Source organism: Microbacterium sp. WCS2018Hpa-9 (assembly GCF_031843745.1).
Taxonomy (GTDB): domain Bacteria; phylum Actinomycetota; class Actinomycetes; order Actinomycetales; family Microbacteriaceae; genus Microbacterium.
Genome location: NZ_JAVTIY010000001.1, coordinates 583,827 through 601,201 on the forward strand (window position 1 = coordinate 583,827; position 17,375 = coordinate 601,201).

Annotated in this window: 20 protein-coding genes; 11 read left to right on the forward strand and 9 right to left on the reverse strand. The window is 68.5% G+C overall.

Going from position 1 to position 17,375, the window contains the following annotated elements; genetic code table 11:
* Nucleotide 1 precedes the first annotated feature (1 nt).
* Nucleotides 2-403, forward strand: a complete 402-nt coding sequence (locus tag RQG82_RS02960) for a RidA family protein (protein WP_311257629.1) — start codon at nucleotides 2-4, stop codon at nucleotides 401-403.
* Nucleotides 404-421: 18 nt separating this feature from the next.
* Here the strand turns inward: RQG82_RS02960 and RQG82_RS02965 are convergent, their stop codons facing one another.
* The 5 genes from RQG82_RS02965 to RQG82_RS02985 all read right to left on the reverse strand — a co-directional run bounded on the left by RQG82_RS02965 (nucleotide 422) and on the right by RQG82_RS02985 (nucleotide 4,481).
* On the reverse strand, nucleotides 422-1,498 hold the full coding sequence (locus RQG82_RS02965; protein WP_311257630.1) for a DNA polymerase IV: 1,077 nt from the start codon (nucleotides 1,496-1,498) through the stop codon (nucleotides 422-424).
* 62 nt (nucleotides 1,499-1,560) lie between these two features.
* Nucleotides 1,561-1,953 (reverse strand): DUF1304 domain-containing protein, encoded by a 393-nt coding sequence (locus RQG82_RS02970; protein ID WP_311257631.1) that lies wholly within the window; start codon nucleotides 1,951-1,953, stop codon nucleotides 1,561-1,563.
* A 29-nt stretch (nucleotides 1,954-1,982) separates the two neighbouring features.
* Nucleotides 1,983-2,876 (reverse strand): CPBP family intramembrane glutamic endopeptidase, encoded by an 894-nt coding sequence (locus RQG82_RS02975; protein ID WP_311257632.1) that lies wholly within the window; start codon nucleotides 2,874-2,876, stop codon nucleotides 1,983-1,985.
* Nucleotides 2,873-3,598: a tRNA (guanosine(46)-N7)-methyltransferase TrmB gene (gene trmB, locus RQG82_RS02980; RefSeq protein WP_311257633.1), complete on the reverse strand. Its 726-nt coding sequence runs from the start codon at nucleotides 3,596-3,598 to the stop codon at nucleotides 2,873-2,875. The genes RQG82_RS02975 and trmB overlap by 4 nt, the downstream gene beginning before the upstream one ends.
* A 43-nt stretch (nucleotides 3,599-3,641) precedes the next feature.
* Complete coding sequence (locus RQG82_RS02985; RefSeq protein WP_311257634.1) at nucleotides 3,642-4,481, reverse strand: DUF3097 domain-containing protein; 840 nt, start codon at nucleotides 4,479-4,481, stop codon at nucleotides 3,642-3,644.
* A 122-nt stretch (nucleotides 4,482-4,603) separates the two neighbouring features.
* Between RQG82_RS02985 and RQG82_RS02990 the strand changes: the two genes are divergently transcribed.
* The 4 genes from RQG82_RS02990 (at nucleotide 4,604) to RQG82_RS03005 (ending at nucleotide 8,769) form a co-directional block, all read left to right on the forward strand.
* Entirely contained in the window at nucleotides 4,604-6,655 is a 2,052-nt protein-coding gene (locus tag RQG82_RS02990) for a TPM domain-containing protein (RefSeq protein WP_311257635.1), read from the forward strand.
* A 55-nt stretch (nucleotides 6,656-6,710) separates the two neighbouring features.
* Nucleotides 6,711-7,454 carry a PspA/IM30 family protein gene (locus RQG82_RS02995; RefSeq protein WP_311257636.1) on the forward strand — a complete coding sequence of 248 codons (744 nt, stop codon included), beginning with the start codon at nucleotides 6,711-6,713 and terminating at the stop codon, nucleotides 7,452-7,454.
* 68 nt (nucleotides 7,455-7,522) lie between these two features.
* Nucleotides 7,523-8,326, forward strand: coding sequence for an arginase family protein (locus tag RQG82_RS03000; RefSeq protein ID WP_311257637.1), 804 nt, complete (start codon nucleotides 7,523-7,525; stop codon nucleotides 8,324-8,326).
* A complete protein-coding gene (locus RQG82_RS03005) occupies nucleotides 8,323-8,769 on the forward strand; it encodes a Fe-S oxidoreductase (RefSeq protein WP_311257638.1) in 447 nt (148 codons plus the stop codon). Before RQG82_RS03000 ends, RQG82_RS03005 begins: the two co-directional genes overlap by 4 nt.
* A gap of 158 nt (nucleotides 8,770-8,927) precedes the next feature.
* On the opposite strand, the gene RQG82_RS03010 is transcribed toward RQG82_RS03005, so the two are convergent.
* Genes RQG82_RS03010 through RQG82_RS03020 form a run of 3 tightly spaced genes read right to left on the reverse strand, consistent with a single transcriptional unit; the run spans nucleotide 8,928 to nucleotide 10,627 of the window.
* Entirely contained in the window at nucleotides 8,928-9,398 is a 471-nt protein-coding gene (locus RQG82_RS03010; RefSeq protein WP_311257639.1) for an SIP domain-containing protein, read from the reverse strand.
* Between the two features lie 33 nt (nucleotides 9,399-9,431).
* On the reverse strand, nucleotides 9,432-10,154 hold the full coding sequence (locus tag RQG82_RS03015) for a tyrosine-protein phosphatase (protein WP_311257640.1): 723 nt from the start codon (nucleotides 10,152-10,154) through the stop codon (nucleotides 9,432-9,434).
* Nucleotides 10,151-10,627 (reverse strand): carboxymuconolactone decarboxylase family protein, encoded by a 477-nt coding sequence (locus RQG82_RS03020; RefSeq protein WP_311257641.1) that lies wholly within the window; start codon nucleotides 10,625-10,627, stop codon nucleotides 10,151-10,153. Before RQG82_RS03020 ends, RQG82_RS03015 begins: the two co-directional genes overlap by 4 nt.
* 171 nt (nucleotides 10,628-10,798) lie before the next feature.
* On the opposite strand from RQG82_RS03020, the gene RQG82_RS03025 reads away from it, so the two are divergent.
* From RQG82_RS03025 to RQG82_RS03050, 6 genes are all read left to right on the forward strand, one after another.
* Nucleotides 10,799-11,725: an alpha/beta hydrolase gene (locus RQG82_RS03025; protein WP_311257642.1), complete on the forward strand. Its 927-nt coding sequence runs from the start codon at nucleotides 10,799-10,801 to the stop codon at nucleotides 11,723-11,725.
* Between the two features lie 93 nt (nucleotides 11,726-11,818).
* Nucleotides 11,819-13,339, forward strand: coding sequence for an ABC transporter substrate-binding protein (locus RQG82_RS03030; protein ID WP_311257643.1), 1,521 nt, complete (start codon nucleotides 11,819-11,821; stop codon nucleotides 13,337-13,339).
* Nucleotides 13,340-13,352: 13 nt separating this feature from the next.
* Nucleotides 13,353-14,300, forward strand: a complete 948-nt coding sequence (locus RQG82_RS03035; RefSeq protein ID WP_311257644.1) for an ABC transporter permease — start codon at nucleotides 13,353-13,355, stop codon at nucleotides 14,298-14,300.
* Complete coding sequence (locus RQG82_RS03040) at nucleotides 14,300-15,166, forward strand: ABC transporter permease (RefSeq protein WP_311257645.1); 867 nt, start codon at nucleotides 14,300-14,302, stop codon at nucleotides 15,164-15,166. Before RQG82_RS03035 ends, RQG82_RS03040 begins: the two co-directional genes overlap by 1 nt.
* The gene (locus RQG82_RS03045) at nucleotides 15,163-15,954 is read left to right on the forward strand and encodes an ABC transporter ATP-binding protein (RefSeq protein ID WP_311257646.1); all 792 of its coding nucleotides are present in this window, start codon (nucleotides 15,163-15,165) and stop codon (nucleotides 15,952-15,954) included. Before RQG82_RS03040 ends, RQG82_RS03045 begins: the two co-directional genes overlap by 4 nt.
* Complete coding sequence (locus RQG82_RS03050; protein ID WP_311257647.1) at nucleotides 15,951-16,745, forward strand: ABC transporter ATP-binding protein; 795 nt, start codon at nucleotides 15,951-15,953, stop codon at nucleotides 16,743-16,745. The genes RQG82_RS03045 and RQG82_RS03050 overlap by 4 nt, the downstream gene beginning before the upstream one ends.
* A gap of 9 nt (nucleotides 16,746-16,754) precedes the next feature.
* On the opposite strand, the gene RQG82_RS03055 is transcribed toward RQG82_RS03050, so the two are convergent.
* Nucleotides 16,755-17,372 (reverse strand): N-acetyltransferase family protein, encoded by a 618-nt coding sequence (locus tag RQG82_RS03055; RefSeq protein ID WP_311257648.1) that lies wholly within the window; start codon nucleotides 17,370-17,372, stop codon nucleotides 16,755-16,757.
* Nucleotides 17,373-17,375: the final 3 nt, after the last annotated feature.

The window sequence follows — 17,375 nt, forward strand, 5'->3', positions numbered from 1 at the left end:
CATGGAGATCACACTCGCACAACCGGCGGGACTCGTCGTGAGCCCCGCATTCAGTCACGTCGCCGTCATCCCTCCGGGGGCCACGACGATCCACGTCGGCGGTCAGAACGGCGTCGACGAAACCGGTGCACTCGTCTCGGCGGATGCCGCCGAGCAGTCGCTCCGCGCTGTCCAGAACGCGCGCATCGCTCTCGAGTCAGCGGGCGCGAGCCTCGACGACGTCATCAGCTGGACCATCTACATCCACCAGGATGCCGATCTCCGTGCTGCGTACGGCGCCGTCGCATCGACGCTCGCACGCGACAGCGCCCCTCCCCTGGTCACCGCAGCCCTCGTGGCCGGCCTCGGCGTCCCCGGAGCAGTGATCGAGGTGAGCGCGATCGCCGCAGTCATCCGCGAATGACATCCCCCGGTCGGCGGCTCAGATCCTGCCCCGCACCGGCGTCCGCTCGGTCGGGTCACCGCCGTCCGGCATCGGCATCTCGGCGCGAACGCCGAGCAGTCGCACTTCACGGTCGCGATCGAGCGTGGCACCGAGCGCCAGAGCCGCATCGATGACCGCAGCACGCTCGGTCGTCGGCTCTGACAGCTTGCGGCCGAACGTCTTGGTCTCGAACGGCGCGTAACGCACCTTGAGGTGCACACGGACGACCGGGCGACGCTCGGCGGCGCAGTCGTCGAAGGCCTGCCCGGCCAGATCGATCAGCGCCGACTGCACCTCAGAGGGCGTAGTCAGGTTCTGCTGAAAGGTCGTCTCCCGACTGTGGCTGCGCGCCACCCAAGGGGTGTCGTCGACCGCAGCAGGTCCGAAGCCCGACCCCAGGCCGTGATACCAGACGCCCATTCGTGGCCCGAACTCCGCGACGAGCTGATCCTGGTCCGAGTCGGCGAGCTCGCGCACCGTCGTGATCCCGTGCCCGGCGAGCCGCTTCTGCACCTTCGGACCGATTCCCCACAGATCCCGCGTGGGCTTGTCTCCCATCACCTCGAACCAGTTCTCGGCGGTGAGCCGGAACATACCGCGCGGCTTGCCGAACTCGGTCGCGATCTTCGCGCGCACCTTGTTGTCTCCGATGCCGACCGAGCAGTGCAGCCCGGTCGACTCGAGCACCGCGGTCTGAGCGATGCGTGCGACCCCCTCGGGGTCGTCCGTCGTGACGCCGAGGAAGCACTCGTCCCAGCCGATGACCTCGAGCATCACTCCTGGCAGCGCACGCAGCGTCGACATCACCTCGGTCGACGCCGATTCGTAGGCTTCATGGTCGACCGGCAGGAAGACCGCGTTCTCGGGCGCCTTGCGCGCGGCGATCTTCAACGGCATCCCGGATCCGATCCCGAACTCGCGCGCCTCGTACGACGCCGTCGACACGACAGCGCGCTCGGTGGGGTCCCCCCTGCCGCCGACGATCACGGGAAGCCCCGCGAGCTCCGGTCTGCGCAGCACTTCGACCGCAGCGATGAACTGGTCCATGTCCACGTGCAGAACCCAGTCGCTCATGCATCGAGTGTGGCCGGTGCCTGCCCGGTTGTCACCCCTCGTCAGCGATCAGCGCGCGCAGGTCAGCCGATCGCGACGCCGATCGCCGTAGCGATCACGGCGAGCAGCGGCAGGGTGCCCTGCATCGCGGCCGCGCGCAGCTTGGTGGGATCCGAGAGCACGAGCACCAGCGCTGCGGCGAGCATCATCCCTGTGCCGGCGAACACGAGGGTCAGGCCGACCGTCGTGAGGCCGATGATCACGAAGCCGACCCCGAGCAGCGCGGTCAGCGCCAGGAACAGGTTGTAGAACCCCTGGTTGAAGGCGAGGGCCTTCATGGTGATGGCGTCGGCCTCGCTGGCGACCCCGAAGATCTTCCTCGTCTCGGGTTCGGTCCACTTGAGCGATTCGAGCGCGAAGATGAAGACGTGGAAGGCGGCAGCGGCCGCGGCGAGGACGAGTCCGACGATGAGCATGACTCGATCGTATCGACCCTCGCGTGCCGTCAGATCAGGAAGATCGGCAGCAGCCCCGGGTTGTGGGCGTGCACGAGCACGGCGAACACGACAGCGTCGAACAGCAGGTGCACGGTCACGACGTAGGCGAGCGAGTGAGTCCGCATGAAGATGAACCCCTGCAGGAGCGCGAACGGGATGGTGAGCAGCGGGCCCCACTCGCGGTAGCCGAGCTCCCACAGAAAGGAGACGAACACGATCATCTGCAGCACGTTGGCGAGCGCATCGGGAAAGTGCCTGCGCAGCAGGGCGAAGACGGTGCAGATGAAGAACAGCTCGTCCCAGATGCCGACTGCTCCGACGCCGACGAACAGCCGCGCGATGAGCTCGGGCGAGTCGACGACCGGCCAGTTCATGTAGACGCCGCTCGTGATGAAGTAGAAGGGCAGGATCAGCCAGCCGAGCACCAGGACCGCCACCAGCCAGCCCCATTGCAGGCGTCCCCACCGCCGGTGCGCACGCCAGGGAAAGGCGATCGCCCGGTCTCGGAAGACGAAGCGCGAGACGACGTACGGCACGGCGACCGCGCCGCCGAGTGCCAGTGTGAACCGCAGCATCGCGAGGTTGTCGAGCTCCGCCGCGAGCGGGATGACGCTCACGATGAGCATGCCGAGGGCGATCAGCGAGAGATCACGGGTGAGCGAAGGCTGACGACTCACTCCGATCGCGCGAGCGCTCTCACGCCGCGTGCCGACGCTCACAGTCTGATCCGGCGACGAGGGCAGGCGCCGTTCGACGAGCCAGGCTGCACCGACGCCGAGCGCGAGCAGCGCCCAGCCGAGCCAGGCGATCTGCGCCACGAAGAACGCCGGTGCCGCGAGACACACGAGCAGCGCAGGCACGACAGCGGGCCACGCAGCCGACGTGCGCACGGCGGCGGTCACGCGTGCGACTTCCGCCGATACACGAGATCGCGGATATCGCGGCCCTTGGCGATCCCCTTGCGCTCGAAGGCAGTCATGACCCGTCCGTCGAACCGCTCCGCCCAGTCGCCGTCGAAGGCACGCTCGAACAGAGGCTCGGCGTCGAGCACGTCGCGCATCTGCAGGGCGTAGTCCTCCCAGTCGGTCGCGAGTCGGAGAAGACCTCCGTCGCGAAGCGCGCGGGCGGCGGTGTCACCGAATCCCTGGCGCACGAGCCGGCGTTTGGTGTGCTTCTTCTTGTGCCACGGGTCGGGGAAGAAGATCCAGACCTCCGCGGCGGCCCCCTCGGGCAGGTACGACGAGAGCACCTCCGGCGCGTTCGCCTCGACCACACGCACGTTGCGAGCGCCCTCGCGGTCGGCATCGAGCATCGTCCTGGCAAGCCCTGCGCGGAAGACCTCGACGGCGAGGAAGTCGTCATCGGGGCGCGACGATGCGGCGGCGACGATCGCGTGCCCCTGGCCCGAGCCGATCTCGACGTACAGATCGGCCTCACGCCCGTACTCGGCGGTCGGGTCGAGCCGCGCTTCAGGGTGCACCGAGGTCCAGGCGACGTCGCGAGGGACATCCAGGAGGTAGTGCGGTCCGAGCTCTTCGAACGCGCGCTCCTGGGCGTCGGACATCCGGCCGCTGCGGCGCACGAAGGAGACCGGTTCGTCGCGGAAGGTGCGGGGTTCGGGCATGCTTCCAGGGTAGTCGGCGGCGATCAGCGCCACAGACCGCAGATCAGGGCGCGGGCGCGGTCACGAAGTCGATGAGCTCTTCGACGCGGCCGAGGAGCGCGGGCTCAAGGTCGCGATACGTGTGCACCTTCGACAGGATGTGCTGCCAGGCACGTCCCGTGTCGCCCTGCGTCTCGTACGGCCAGCCGAACGCGCGGCAGATCCCGGTCTTCCAGTCCGTCCCCCGCGGGATCTCCGGCCACTTCGCGATTCCGAGAGCTCGCGGGGTGACGCACTGCCAGACGTCGACGAAGGGATGTCCGACGATCCGCACGTGCTTCCCGTGCGGACCTCTGGCGACCGCATCCGCGACGCGTGACTCCTTCGACCCTGGCACGAGATGGTCGACGAGCACCCCGTAGCGACGCGAGGCGGTCGGCGGCTCTGCAGCGAGCAGCTCGTCCAGCAGATCGACACCCTGCAGGAACTCGACGACCACGCCCTCAGCCCGCAGGTCTGCTCCCCACACCTTCTCGACGAGCTCGGCGTCGTGCTTGCCCTCGACCAGGATGCGGCTGGGCAGCGCGACCCTGGCTCGCTGGTCGGCCGCCACGAAGGATCCGGATGCCGTGCGTCGGAGCCCCTGCTCCTTCGCCGCGGGAACCGTGAGGCGCACCGGCGATCCGTCGATCAGGAACCCGCCGCCGAGGGGGAAGAGGCGCTTGCGCCCCACCCGGTCCTCGAGCTCGACGTTGCCGCCCTGCACCCGCGTGACCGCACCGCAGAATCCGTCCTGCGCGACCTCGACCACGAGATCGAGCTCGGCGGCGACCTGCGGCACCGGCTTCGCCGCGCGCTCCCGCCAACCCGCCGCGAGCACATCCGATCCGTACCTGTCGTCCATGCCATCCAGCGTATGTGTCTCCGCTGAGGGCGAACGGCTATCCCCGCTCGGAAGCTGTCGCGTGTCGGCCTCAATGCATAGACTCGTGCCATGGGGCTCGGCTGCCGGTCGGAGGGAACACGATGAAGACACGGTGGCTGGCGCTGGCCGCACTGACCGCGGCAGCAGCCGCCGGGGCGTTCTCCGCTTCGGCCGCGTCTGCGACCGATCCGGTCGCGCTCGACTCTGGGTACGTGACCGACGACGCCGACGTCCTCAGCACGAGCGAAGAGGATGCCGTCGAGGCTCGACTCCAGACTCTCAGCGACAACTCCTCGTCCGATCTCTTCGTCGTCCTCGTCGACGAGTTCACCTCGCCGTCCGACAACGTCGCCTGGGCCGACACCGTAGCGGAGAGCAACAACCTCGGCTCAGAGCAGTACCTCCTCGCCATCGCGGTGGACGGCCGCAGCTATTACATCTCGGCCGCGCCCGACGGCCCGCTCAGCGACAGCAAGCTCGACGAGGTGGAAGACAAGATCCAGGACCTGGCCGCAGAGGAGGACTGGGAGGGCATGATCGTCCTCGCAGCCGACGAGATCGAAGGCGACGGCGGGGCGGGCGCTCTGCGAGCCACGCTGATCGTGGTCGCGATCATCGCGCTGGGACTCATCGTGTGGCTCGTCATCGCGCTCATCCGTCGTTCTCGCCGCAACGCCGAGATCCGCAGGCGCGGGGCCATGCCCGAGAAGCCCGATCCGAACGATCCGTTCTCGACCCTCACCGACGAACAGGTGCAGACGCAAGCGGGTGCTGCCCTTGTGCAGGCCGATGATGCGATCACCTCGAGTCGGGAGGAGCTCGGCTTCGCCGTCGCGCAGTTCGGCGAAGCGGCCACCTCGGCGTTCACCGGCGCCGTCGAGACCGCCAAGGCCAAGATGTCTGAGGCCTTCGACCTCAAGCAGAAGCTCGACGACGAGGTCGAGGACACGGTCCACGATCGCCGGGCCTGGCACATCCGCATCATCCAGATCTGCGCAGAGATCGACGACGTCCTCGACGAGAACACCGAGGCGTTCGATGCGCTGCGCAAGCTCGAGCAGAACGCTCCGCAGGAACTCGAGCGGGTCAAGGGTGAGCGGGCGGCGCTCGCACCTCTTCTCGCCGGCGCTGCTCCCGCTCTCGCGACTCTCACAGACACCTACGACGCCGCGGCTCTGTCGACCGTCGCCGACAATCCGGCACAGGCCCAGGAGCGAGCACTGCTCGCCGACCGTTCGATCGAGGCCGCGGCTCAGGCGATCGCCGCCGGCAGATCCGGCGAGGCGGCCTTCGCGATCCGCACGGCCGAGCAGTCGGTCGCCCAGGCCGCCCAGCTGGTTCAGGCGATCTCGGCGCTCGGCGCTGAACTGACGAACATCGAAGCGCAGGCGCATGCCCTGGTGACCGAGCTGCAGGCAGACATCGCCGCGGCGCAGCAGCTGCCCGACTCGGGTGGAGCGATCGCCTCGGCCGCGGCGGCGACCGTCCAGCAGCTGCAGCAGGCCCAGACCGGCCTCGCCGGAGCCTCACGGAGCCCCCAGCGGGTGCTCGACGCCCTCACCGCGGCGAACGCGCAGATCGACGCTGCGATCGCCCAGGGCACGCAGGCGGTGGAGCGCGCCCGCCGAGCGCAGCAGATGCTCGAGCAGACACTGACCCAGGCCGGCTCCGAGATCCGCGCGACCCGCGAGTACATCGAGACCCGCCGTGGCACGGTCGGGTCGACCGCACGCACTCGGCTCTCGCAGGCCGAAGCCTCCCTCACCCAGGCGCTGAACCTGCGCGCTTCCGACCCCGAAGCGGCGCTCACCGAAGCCGGCCGCTCACTCGATCTCGTCCGTCAGGCCACGTCGTCTGCTCAGGCCGACGTCGAGGCGATGAACCCGAACCGGTATCAGAACGACAGCTGGGGCGGTGGAGGCGGCAGCATCTTCGGCGGCTCCGGCTCCGGTAGCTCCGGCCTCGGCGGCGACATCCTCGGCGGCATCATCGGCGGTCTGCTCTCCGGCGGCGGAGGCGGCGGCGGTGGCTCCTCCCGCAGCAGCAGCTGGCGATCCAGCGGAGGCGGCGGATTCCGCAGCTCCGGTTTCGGCGGAGGCGGCGGCAGCCGATCCAGCGGCCGCAGCGGCCGCTCAGGAGGACGACGCTTCTGAACCGCACACACACCGACCCCAGACCTCGATTCCGCACCTCTGAAAGGAACCACGCATGACCAAGCAGTCCATCTTCGGACGTATCTCGACCCTCGTCCGCGCGAACATCAACTCCCTCCTGGACTCTGCGGAAGACCCGCAGAAGATGATCGACCAGCTCGTCCGCGACTACACGAACAGCATCGCCGACGCCGAGTCGGCGATCGCCGAGACCATCGGCAACCTGCGCCTGCTGGAGCGCGACCACGAAGAGGATGTCCAGGCGGCCACCGAGTGGGGCAACAAGGCCCTAGCGGCCAGCCGCAAGGCCGACGAGATGCGCACCAAGGGCGACGCCTCGGACGCAGACAAGTTCGACAACCTCGCGAAGATCGCTCTCCAGCGCCAGATCAGCGCCGAGCGCGAGGCGACCGGCGCCGAGCCCCAGATCGCCGCGCAGACCGAGATCGTCGACAAGCTCAAGTCCGGCCTCAACGGCATGAAGGACAAGCTCGGCGAGCTGAAGAACAAGCGCAGCGAGCTGCTCGCCCGCGCGAAGGTCGCCGAGGCACAGACGAAGGTGCAGGACGCGGTCTCCTCGATCAACGTCCTCGACCCCACCAGCGAGCTGGGCCGTTTCGAAGACAAGGTCCGCCGCCAGGAGGCCCTTGCTCAGGGCAAGATCGAACTCGCGGCGTCCAGCCTCGACGCGCAGTTCGAGAGCCTCGAAGACCTCGGTGAGCTCACCGAGGTCGAGGCTCGTCTCGCCGAGCTGAAGGCGGGCGGCTCCGCCCCTCGCCAGGCCATCGAAGGCTCCTGATACACCTGCGGGTGCCTCGGATCCTCGTGTCCGAGGCACCCGCTCCTCTTTCTCAGCTGGAGGCACCCATGGTGCGTTTCCTCGTCGTCCCGCAGTGGCAGGGCTCCCCCGCCGCCCGAGCGATGCTCCTCGTCGACGGCGCCTCGGCGATCGCCGGCGACCTTCCGCGTGCGGCGACCACCGTGCTCGACGTGCCGGTCGAGGCAGGTGAGTCTCTGGGCACTGGCGTTCGCCGCCTCAGCGCGCTTCTGCGCACCAGAGAGCTCGTCGATGCGAGCATGACGGCCGACACGGTAGTCATCGGCGGCGATTGCAGTGTGACCGTCGCCGCGCTGGCAGCTCTCCCCGGCGGAACCGACGACCTCGCCGTCGTGTGGTGCGACGCCCACGCCGATATGCACACGCCGGACACCTCGCCCTCTGGCGCCTTCTCGGGCATGGCGCTCCGCGCGGTGCTGGGCGAGGGCGAACCTCAGCTCACGGTCACGCCCGGAATCGCACGCGATCGAGTGGTCACGGTGGGCATGCGCAACCTCGACGACGCCGAGGTCGCCGCTCTCGACGGCCTCACGCAGCTCTCCGTCGAAGATCTCGAGTCGCCTGACGCTCTGGCCGACGCGGTCGAGGCGACCGGGGCACGCCGTGTCTGGGTGCACATCGACGTCGACGTGCTCGACCCGGCCGAGATCGCCGGTGTCTCCTCCCCTGCCCCGTTCGGGCTCGCACCCGCGGCTCTGAGTGCGGCGATCCGCGCACTGCGGTCACGCGTGCCGCTGGCCGGCGCGACCATCGCCGGGTTCGCCCCGCGTTCGCCCGCCGATGCTGTCGACGACCTCGGCGCGCTGCTCCGCCTGGTCGGTGCAGTCGCATGACGGCTGACTGGCGGCCCGCTGCCGAGCTCGCCCTGGCGCGAGGTCGACGACTCGACCGAAGGATCCCCGCGTTCCTCCTCCGCTCGCCCATCAGCCGGATCGGCTACTGGTGGGGCACGGCCGTCGGCTGGATCTGGGGCTCGCTGTGGAGCACCGGCCCCATCGAACGACGAGCAGGCCTCTGGGTGTTCCGGGGGATGCCGAACTGGACGTTCAACCGAGGTGGGGTCTGCGTCGGCGGCTGCTTCCTCACCGGCGACGCGCGACCGAGCGACGCGATGCTGCGACACGAAGCGGTGCACAAGGCCCAGTGGCTGCGCTACGGAATCCTGCTTCCGGTGCTCTATCTCTTCGCGGGCCGGGACCCCCTGCGCAACCGCTTCGAGATCGAAGCAGGGCTCGAAGACGGCAACTACGTCCGCCGCAGCAGACCTCAGCGCTAGAAGGGCAGGGCCGCGCAGCTTCAGACGGGCAGAGCCCTGCTACTTCCGGGCGGGCAGAGCCCTGCTACTTCCGGGCGGGCAGAGCCCTGTGCTCCCCAACGGGCAGAGCCCTGTACTCACCGACGGACAGAGCCCTCAGCGCTCAACGGGCAGAGCCCTCAGCGCTCGACGGGCAGAAGTCCGAAGCGCTCGGGTGCGTGGATCTGAGCGGGCTGGATGTCGAGGGTGCCGGTCAGGTGCTCGACGATGTCGGCAGTGCCGAGATAGCCGCCGAGAAGGGTGATGTGGGTCTCGAGCTCGTCGTCGCAGAGCATCTCGTCAGCCCAAGCGCAGGTCGCTCGCGCGAGCGCCTGTCCGGGAGCGCAGGCGCGACCGGTGCCGGGTGCTCCAGATCGCTGGGCCCGAGCGAGCCAGGTGACGGTCATGCGGCCGGGTGCTTCGATCACGCCGATGTCCGACGCGTCGGCAACCTCGATGAAGATCCGGCCCGATGCGCACAGCGGCAGGGTCGTGAGGAAGACCTCGAGTTCGGCGAGCGAGTGCTCGTCGGCAGTCACCAGGTGGTGAGCACGACGACGTGCGGCGCGGCGCTCGGCACGTGTGCTGCGAGTCTCGAGGAAGGTCTCCATGATGCATCCATCATACAGCACGTGAAGGGTTGCCTAACCTTGCTCGGGGACTTCTTCCACGAGTGCCGACCGCAGAGCATCGAGCTCCCGATCCGTCATGCCGTTCGCGCGGAGATAGCCGGCAGCCGACCCCCACCGCTCGTCCACCTGTTCGAGCAGCGCCCTCATCACGGGCGCAGGTGACTCGGTGGCCAACGCGACCGCGTGCACCGCCTGCGGATGCTGCGACCTCAGATATGCGGCGATGCGGTGCGACCGCTCGGCCGGCAGCAGCGACTCCGTGAGTGCGTAGTCCTCGACGATCGCCTCGCGGTCGGCGCCCACCGCGGCGAGCGCGAGGGCCACCGTCACCCCGGTGCGGTCCTTGCCCACGGTGCAGTGAACCAGGGTCGGCTCTCCCGCGGCGATGATGCGGATGGCGGCGACGAGCCGCTCCCCGCTCTCTTCGAGAAGATGCAGATAGAGGTCTTCCAGGCTCGTGTCGGTCTCGAAGAACGAACGCACGGATCCGAGGAAGAGCGGGAGGTGGGTGGTGTCGGGCCCTTCGATCTCGGTCGGCTCCGCAGCGACCTCTTCGCCGTCGCGGAGGTCGACGATGTGCGCGACGCGACGACGAACCTCGTTCACACCCGCTGTGGTGGCGGCGGAGAGCTGGCCCGACCGCAACAGCATCCCCGAGCGGATCCGTCCGCCGTCTGCGGGGAGCCCGCCGACGTCGCGGAAGTTGTTGACGCCGTCGATGTCGAGGACGCTCATGCCTGCGCCTGCGGGGCGCGCGGCGGAACGGGGTATCGTCCGGCGATGACGACCCTGTTGAAGGCGTTGATCGAGATGCACGCCCAGCTCAGTGCCGCGTACTCCTTCTCCGTGAAGACTCCGCCGACGCGGTCGTAGACCTCGTCGGAGATGCCCTCCTCGGAGATGAACGTGAAGGCCTCGGCGAGCTCGAGCGCGGCCTCCTCGCGGTCGCTGAAGACATCGCTCTCGCGCCACGTGGCGATCTGCATGAGCGTGTCGGTGTCTATGCCGGCCTTGAGCGCCCTGTCGACGTGCAGGCGCGTGCAGTAGCTGCATCCGTTCAGCTGCGAGGAGTGGATCATCACGATCTCTTTGAGCCGGTCGTCGATGCCGTTCGCGGCGCAGATGTCGCCGACCGTGCGGGCGAAGGCATCGAGCGCCTGATAGGCCGCTGGCTCGGTCTTGGAGAGGTGCACTCGCGTCTCGCTCATGCCTCAATGATATTCCGTTATGCACTCATCCCGGCGAGCGCCTCTCAGCGGGAGAGAATGCAGAATGGCAACTCATTTCGATATTTAGATCACTAAATGACATGCATCGAGGGGACATGATTCGACAACTTGCTCCCGCATTTCCGCACCGCCCCGAATACAGAGCAGAATATGCAGGTGGCGATCGACACTAGTGAGTTCAGCTATCTTCCCGCACAGGCGCAGGCGATGGGGGTCCCCGTGCCGTCCGTTCGACGCGTGACGCTGCCCCTCCCCGACGGCCGTCAGGTGAGTGCTCTCCGCTTCGGCGACGAGGCGCCCCGCGTCACGCTGCTGCACGGCGCCGGCCTCAACGCCCACACCTGGGACACCACGGTGCTCGCACTCCAGCATCCGGTGCTCGCGATCGACCTCGCCGGGCACGGCGACTCGTCCTGGCGCGGCGACGTCGACTACACCCCTCGCACTCTCGCGATCGATGTCGCGGCAGCACTCGACGCCTGGACCGATGGTGCACAGCTGGTCGTCGGCCAGTCGCTCGGCGGCCTCACCGGCGCCGCCCTCGCCGCGGCACGCCCCGACCTCGTCTCGGAGCTGATCGTCGTCGACATCACCCCCGGCATCGACACCTCTGCCGGGCCGGCCGCCCTGCGCGAGTTCTACGCAGGGCCCACCGATTTCGCGACGCGCGACGAGCTCGTCGACCGCGCGATCTCGTTCGGGTTCGGGGGCGCCCGATCCGACACCGAGCGGGGCGTGTTCCTCAACACCCGCGTGCGCGACGACGGCCGTGTCGAGTGGAAGCATCATTTCGCGCACCTCGCTGCACAGACCCTGGCCGCCCACGATCGTGGAGACGTCTCAGCTCCGTCACTGCTCCACACCACCGGATGGCAGGATCTGTCGGAGACGATGGCCCCGGTGACGCTCGTCCGCGCGATCGACGGCTTCGTGAGCGAGGCGGATGCGCAGGAGTTCGGCGAGCGACTGCCCCACGCTCGCGTCACCGCCGTCGCGGCCACCCACAACGTTCAAGAGACTGCGCCCGCCGAGCTGGCGGCGCTGATCTCGACGTCCCTCGCCTCTCGCGGAATGTGACGTTCCGTTCCACATTCCGCCCTCACCGCCCCGACACATCCCTAGGCTCGATCCATCGGCACACAGCAACTGCCGCACCGAGAGGAAACACCCATGTTCCGACGTACGCGACGAATCGCGCTGATCTCCGCGATCGCGGCGAGCGCCATCGTCCTCACCGCCTGCGCAGGTGCCGCAGAGCCCGAGACCACCGAACCGGCTGGAGAGCCTGATCCGGACGCGACGCTCCAGGTGGGCCTCGTCCTCGAGCCCACCAACCTCGACATCCGTCACACCAGCGGCGCAGCGCTGGAGCAGATCCTGATCGACAACATCTATGAGGGTCTGATCAGCCGCACGCAGGAGAACGAGATCGTGCCGCGGCTCGCCTCCGACTACGAGGTCTCCGAAGACGGGCTCACGTACACGTTCACGCTGAACGAGGGCATCACCTTCCACAGCGGAACCGCACTCACCTCTGCCGATGTGGTGGCGTCGTACGAGGCCGTGCGCACGGACGCGACGCTGCAGGGCAACGCAGAGTTCGCCTCGGTGGCCTCGATCACCGCACCAGACCCGGCCACCGTGCAGATCGTGCTGACAGCGCCGAACCAGAACTTCCTGTTCTCGCTCACCGGCCCTGCCGGCCTCGTGTTCCAGACTGGCGACACGACCGACCTCAAGACCGCCGCGAACGGCACGGGCCCGTTCACGCTGGAGCGATGGAACAAGGGCAGCGCCATCACGTTCGCCCGCAACGAGGCCTATTGGGGCGAGCCTGCGGGCGTCGCCGAGGTCGAGTTCCAGTACATCCCCGACTTCACGGCCGGCGTGAACACTGCTCTCGACGGCGGCGTCCAGGTGCTCACAGCGGTGGATCCGAATCTCGCCCCGCAGCTCGAGGAGTCCGGCGACTTCTCGCTCACGACCGGCCGGACCACCGACAAGGCGACGCTCGCGTTCAACAACGCCAAGGCTCCTCTCGATGACGTCCGGGTGCGCGAAGCACTGCGTCTCGCGATCGACCACGAGGCTCTCGTCGAGGCCGTCGGCGCAGGCACGCCCCTCTACGGGCCGATCCCCGAACTGGACCCCGGTTACGAAGACCTCTCCGACGTCATCACCTACGACCCGGAGAAGGCAAAGGAGCTGCTCGCCGAGGCCGGACAGGAAGACCTCGAGCTCACCCTGACGATCCCGAGCTTCTACGGCACGACGGTTCCGAAGGTCCTCATCTCCGACTTCCAGAAGGTCGGAGTCACCCTCGACGTCGACTCCGTCGAGTTCCCGGCCTGGTTGGAGGACGTCTACACCAACCACGACTACGACCTGAGCTTCGTGCTGCACGTCGAGCCGCGCGACTTCGGCAACTTCGCGAACCCCGAGTACTACTTCGGCTACGACAACGCCGAGGTGCAGAGCCTCTACACCGAAGCGCTGGCCGAGGTCGACCCCGACAAGTCCGCGGACCTGCTCGCCGAGGCCGCGCGGATCGTCTCCGAGGACCACGCGGCGGACTGGCTGTACAACGGCGCGACGATCACGGCCGTGAGCCCGCTCGTCACGGGATTCCCCGAGGACTCGATCAACTCGCGCATCGACCTGGCCGGCGTCACCGTGGCCACCGAGAAGTGATGACGCCCACTTCGTGATCCGCTACGCGCTCGTCCGAGGAGTCCTGCTCATCGCAGGGCTCCTCGTGTCGAGTGCGGTGATCTTCCTCACACTGCGGGTCTTTCCCGGCGACGTCGCGCAGCTGATCGCGGGAACCCAGGCCTCTCCCACCGAGGTCGAGGCGCTCCGCGAATCGCTGGGTCTCAACCGCCCCCTCCCCGCGCAGTACGCCGAGTGGATCGGGGGCATCTTCCGCGGTGATCTCGGCACGTCCCTGCTCTCGGGAGCCTCGGTCGGCGAAGAGCTTCTCGAGAAGGCGCAGGTGACGGTTCCCCTCGGGATCCTCGCCCTCCTGATCGCCGTGCTCATCGCGGTGCCGTTCGGCATCCTGGCCGCGCTGCGCCGCGGCGGCCGAGGCGGCACCATCCTCAGCGTCGGCGCACAGGCCCTCGCGGCCGTGCCGGTCGTCTGGGCGGGGATGATGCTCATCGTCGTCTTCTCGGTCTGGCTCGGCTGGCTTCCGCCGCAGGGCTTCCCGCGCACCGGGTGGAGCACTCCCTGGAAGGCGATCGAGTCGCTCCTGCTGCCCGCTCTCACGATCGGGATCGTCGAGGGGGCCATGCTCATGCGGTTCGTCCGCAGCGCCACCCTGCAGGCGGCCGGCCAGGACTTCGTCCGCACGGCGGCGGCCAAGGGGCTCACGCGCACCCGCGCACTCATCTCGCACGGCATCCCCGCCGTCGGTCTGTCGATCATCACCGTGCTGGGACTTCAGATCGCCGGGATCATCGTCGGGTCGGTCGTCATCGAACAGCTCTTCACGCTTCCCGGGATCGGACGGATGCTGGTGGCCGACGTCGGCACCCGCGACCTCATCAAGGTGCAGAGCGAACTCCTCGTGCTCACCGGATTCGTGCTCGTGGTGGGATTCCTCGTCGACCTGATCCATCGCGCGATCGACCCTCGACAGAGGGAGGCGTGATGCCCGGCTGGCTTGCGAGACTGTGGCGCACGGCCACCGGGCGATTCGGCCTGATCGTCGTCGCCGTCATCGCGCTCACCGCACTCGTCTCGCTGTTCTGGACCCCGTTCGATCCCCAGGAGTCCGACGTGCGCAACCGCTGGGCGATCCCCAGCTGGCCGCACCTGCTGGGCACAGACGACACGGGCCGCGACATCCTCAGCCTCCTCATGGCTGGCGCTCGCACGACGGTTTTCGTCAGCATCGGCGCCGGCGTCATCGCGACCCTCGTCGGCATCGCCCTCGCCGCACTCGGAGCGCTCACCGCCCGCTGGCTGCGAGAGACGGTGGCCGTACTGGTCGACATCCTGATCGCCTTCCCCGTGCTGCTGATCGCCATGATGATCTCGTCGGTCTGGGGCGGTTCGCTGTGGGTGGTGATCTGGTCGGTCGGGATCGGCTTCGGCGTCAACATCGCCCGCGTCACGAGGCCCGAGCTGCGCCGCGTGCAGCAGAGCGACTTCGTCCTCGCCGCGCGGGCGTCCGGTCTCACTGCCGGACAGAGCCTCGCTCGTCACCTTCTTCCGAACGTCGCCCCCGTGTTCATCGTGCAGCTCTCGTGGTCGATGGCGGTCGCGGTGCTCGCCGAGGCCGGTCTGTCGTACCTCGGTTTCGGCGCCTCGGTGACGGAGCCGAGCTGGGGACTGCTGCTCGCCGACCTGCAGCGCTACATCGGAGTGCACCCGCTCTCGGTCATCTGGCCGGGCCTCGCGATCACGATCACCGTGCTGGCGCTCAACCTCCTCGGTGACGGGTTGCGCGAGGCCACCGACCCCACGCTGCGCCACCGCGCGGCCGAGATCCACACACCGGCGGTGATCGCATGAGCCTCGAGGTGACAGACCTCGTCGTCCGCATCGACGGACGCCCCGTGGTCGACGGCATCTCGTTCGAGGTGCCGGACGGATCCCGTCTCGGCCTGATCGGCGAATCCGGCTCCGGCAAGTCGCTGACCGCCCTCGCGGTTCTCGGCCTGCTTCCCGAAGGGGCGGTCGCGAGCGGCAGCATCCGCTGGAACGGCGCCGAGCTGATCGGCCTGCCGGATCGCGAACTCGCGAGACTGCGCGGCGACGAGATCGGGATCGTGTTCCAGGAGCCCCGCACCGCACTGAACCCGATCCGCACGATCGGCAGGCAGATCGCCGAGTCGATCCGCATCCACGAGGGCATCGGTCGGCGACAAGCCCGCGAGCGTGCGATCCAGGAGGCGGCACGCGTGCGGCTGCCAGACCCCTCATCGATCGTCGATCGCTATCCGCATCAGCTGTCGGGCGGTCAGCGGCAGCGGGTGGCGATCGCGATAGCACTCGCGTGCCGACCACGCCTGCTCATCGCCGATGAGCCGACGACCGCTCTCGACGTGACGATCCAGGCCGAGATCCTCTCGCTGCTGTTGAGCCTCGTCGAGGAACAGGGCATGTCCCTGATGTTCATCACCCACGATCTGGCGGTGCTCGCACAGGTCGCGACCCAGGGCGTCGTCCTCGAGGACGGTCGGGTCGTCGAGGCTGCGCCTGTGAGCACGCTCCTCACCGCCCCGGCGTCCCCGATCACGCAAGGGCTCCTCCGTGACGCCGCCGCGACACTCTGGCGTCCTGAGGGAGGCACGCGATGAGCCTGATCGAGGCGCGGTCGCTGCGGCGCGACTTCGTGATCCCGAAGCGGTCGACGTTCGAGCGCACCCGGCGGCAGACCGCGCTGGCTCCGACCGATCTCGACATCGTCGAGAGATCGTCCGTCGGCATCATCGGCGAGTCCGGCTCGGGCAAGTCCACCCTCGTCAGGCTGCTTCTCGGCCTCGACCGCCCGACGTCCGGCACCGTCACGGTCGACGGGAAAGCGGTGGATGCCTCGGCATCCGCGCGGTCGCTGCACTGGCTGCGCCGTCAGACGGGACTCGTGTTCCAGGACCCCTACGCATCGCTCGACCCGAGGATGACCGCTGCGCAGATCGTCCGCGAGCCACTCTGGGCGCTCGGCATCGACGGAGATCACCGAGCCCGGGTGCGCGAAGTACTCGAACAGGTGGGCCTGGAGCCCGAGATGGGCGATCGGTACCCGCACGAGTTCTCGGGCGGGCAGCGGCAGCGCATCGCTCTGGCGAGGGCCATCGTGCACCGCCCTCGCATCCTCGTCGGCGACGAGCCGCTGTCGGCGCTCGATGTGACCGTCCGCGCTCAGATCCTCGAGCTCCTGATCGAGCTGCGACGCACCGCCGACCTCACACTCGTCCTGGTGTCGCACGACATCGGCGTGGTGCAGAACCTCTGCGACACCGTGGTCGTGATGAAGGACGGGAGCATCGTCGAGCGAGGCGCCACCGCAGACGTGCTGCTTCGTCCGACGCAGGACTACACGAAGACGCTTCTGGCGGCGATCCCGGTGATCCCCGCTCCCCCGGCGTGAGCGCGGCTCTCAGCGCCCGGAGCTCGTGCTGAAGAACTTGCGCCGACGGCTCGGGCGCAGTGCGCGACGCATGTAGACGGTGCCGAGGTCGCGGCCGAACTTGTGCCCGACGCGGCCCATGCGCCCGGCCTCGACGAATCCGAGCTTGGCGTGCAGGCGAATCGACGCATCGGCTTTCGTGTCGCTGATCACCGCCACCATCTCGCGGATGCCGAGCTGCTCGCATGCGTCGATGAGCGCCTGCAGCAGCGCGGCTCCGAGGCCTTTGCCGCCGGCCCCCGGCCCGAGGTAGATCGAGTCCTCGACGGTGTACCGATAGGCGTTCTTGCCCGCCCAGGGCTGCGCGAGCGCATACCCGATCACGACTCCTGCCGGCGAGACCGCCACCAGGAAGGGCAGGCCGAGCTTGGACAGCAGCGCGAACTTCTCGCGCCAGTAGGGGATGCTGCTGCGCCGCTCATCGAGAGTGACGACCGAGTTGCTGACGAAGTGGTTGTAGATCTCGCGCACGTAGGGCAGATCGCCTGAGCGTGCAGGACGGATCGAGTACGAGAACACCTCGGGTTCCGGCTGCGGGCGCAGATGGCGCGGCAGCACACGGCGGCGATCACCGGGCTCGAACTGCATGCG

Excerpts from the sequence above, each read along its gene's own strand:
- RQG82_RS02960 (WP_311257629.1), top strand. The coding sequence starts at position 2 with ATGGAGATCACACTCGCACAACCGGCGGGACTCGTCGTGAGCCCCGCA.
- RQG82_RS02965 (WP_311257630.1), bottom strand. The coding sequence starts at position 1,498 with ATGAGCGACTGGGTTCTGCACGTGGACATGGACCAGTTCATCGCTGCG.
- RQG82_RS02970 (WP_311257631.1), bottom strand. The coding sequence starts at position 1,953 with ATGCTCATCGTCGGACTCGTCCTCGCCGCGGCCGCTGCCGCCTTCCAC.
- trmB (WP_311257633.1), bottom strand. The coding sequence starts at position 3,598 with ATGCCCGAACCCCGCACCTTCCGCGACGAACCGGTCTCCTTCGTGCGC.
- RQG82_RS02985 (WP_311257634.1), bottom strand. The coding sequence starts at position 4,481 with ATGGACGACAGGTACGGATCGGATGTGCTCGCGGCGGGTTGGCGGGAG.
- RQG82_RS02990 (WP_311257635.1), top strand. The coding sequence starts at position 4,604 with ATGAAGACACGGTGGCTGGCGCTGGCCGCACTGACCGCGGCAGCAGCC.
- RQG82_RS02995 (WP_311257636.1), top strand. The coding sequence starts at position 6,711 with ATGACCAAGCAGTCCATCTTCGGACGTATCTCGACCCTCGTCCGCGCG.
- RQG82_RS03000 (WP_311257637.1), top strand. The coding sequence starts at position 7,523 with ATGGTGCGTTTCCTCGTCGTCCCGCAGTGGCAGGGCTCCCCCGCCGCC.
- RQG82_RS03005 (WP_311257638.1), top strand. The coding sequence starts at position 8,323 with ATGACGGCTGACTGGCGGCCCGCTGCCGAGCTCGCCCTGGCGCGAGGT.
- RQG82_RS03010 (WP_311257639.1), bottom strand. The coding sequence starts at position 9,398 with ATGGAGACCTTCCTCGAGACTCGCAGCACACGTGCCGAGCGCCGCGCC.
- RQG82_RS03015 (WP_311257640.1), bottom strand. The coding sequence starts at position 10,154 with ATGAGCGTCCTCGACATCGACGGCGTCAACAACTTCCGCGACGTCGGC.
- RQG82_RS03020 (WP_311257641.1), bottom strand. The coding sequence starts at position 10,627 with ATGAGCGAGACGCGAGTGCACCTCTCCAAGACCGAGCCAGCGGCCTAT.
- RQG82_RS03025 (WP_311257642.1), top strand. The coding sequence starts at position 10,799 with ATGCAGGTGGCGATCGACACTAGTGAGTTCAGCTATCTTCCCGCACAG.
- RQG82_RS03030 (WP_311257643.1), top strand. The coding sequence starts at position 11,819 with ATGTTCCGACGTACGCGACGAATCGCGCTGATCTCCGCGATCGCGGCG.
- RQG82_RS03040 (WP_311257645.1), top strand. The coding sequence starts at position 14,300 with ATGCCCGGCTGGCTTGCGAGACTGTGGCGCACGGCCACCGGGCGATTC.
- RQG82_RS03045 (WP_311257646.1), top strand. The coding sequence starts at position 15,163 with ATGAGCCTCGAGGTGACAGACCTCGTCGTCCGCATCGACGGACGCCCC.
- RQG82_RS03050 (WP_311257647.1), top strand. The coding sequence starts at position 15,951 with ATGAGCCTGATCGAGGCGCGGTCGCTGCGGCGCGACTTCGTGATCCCG.
- RQG82_RS03055 (WP_311257648.1), bottom strand. The coding sequence starts at position 17,372 with ATGCAGTTCGAGCCCGGTGATCGCCGCCGTGTGCTGCCGCGCCATCTG.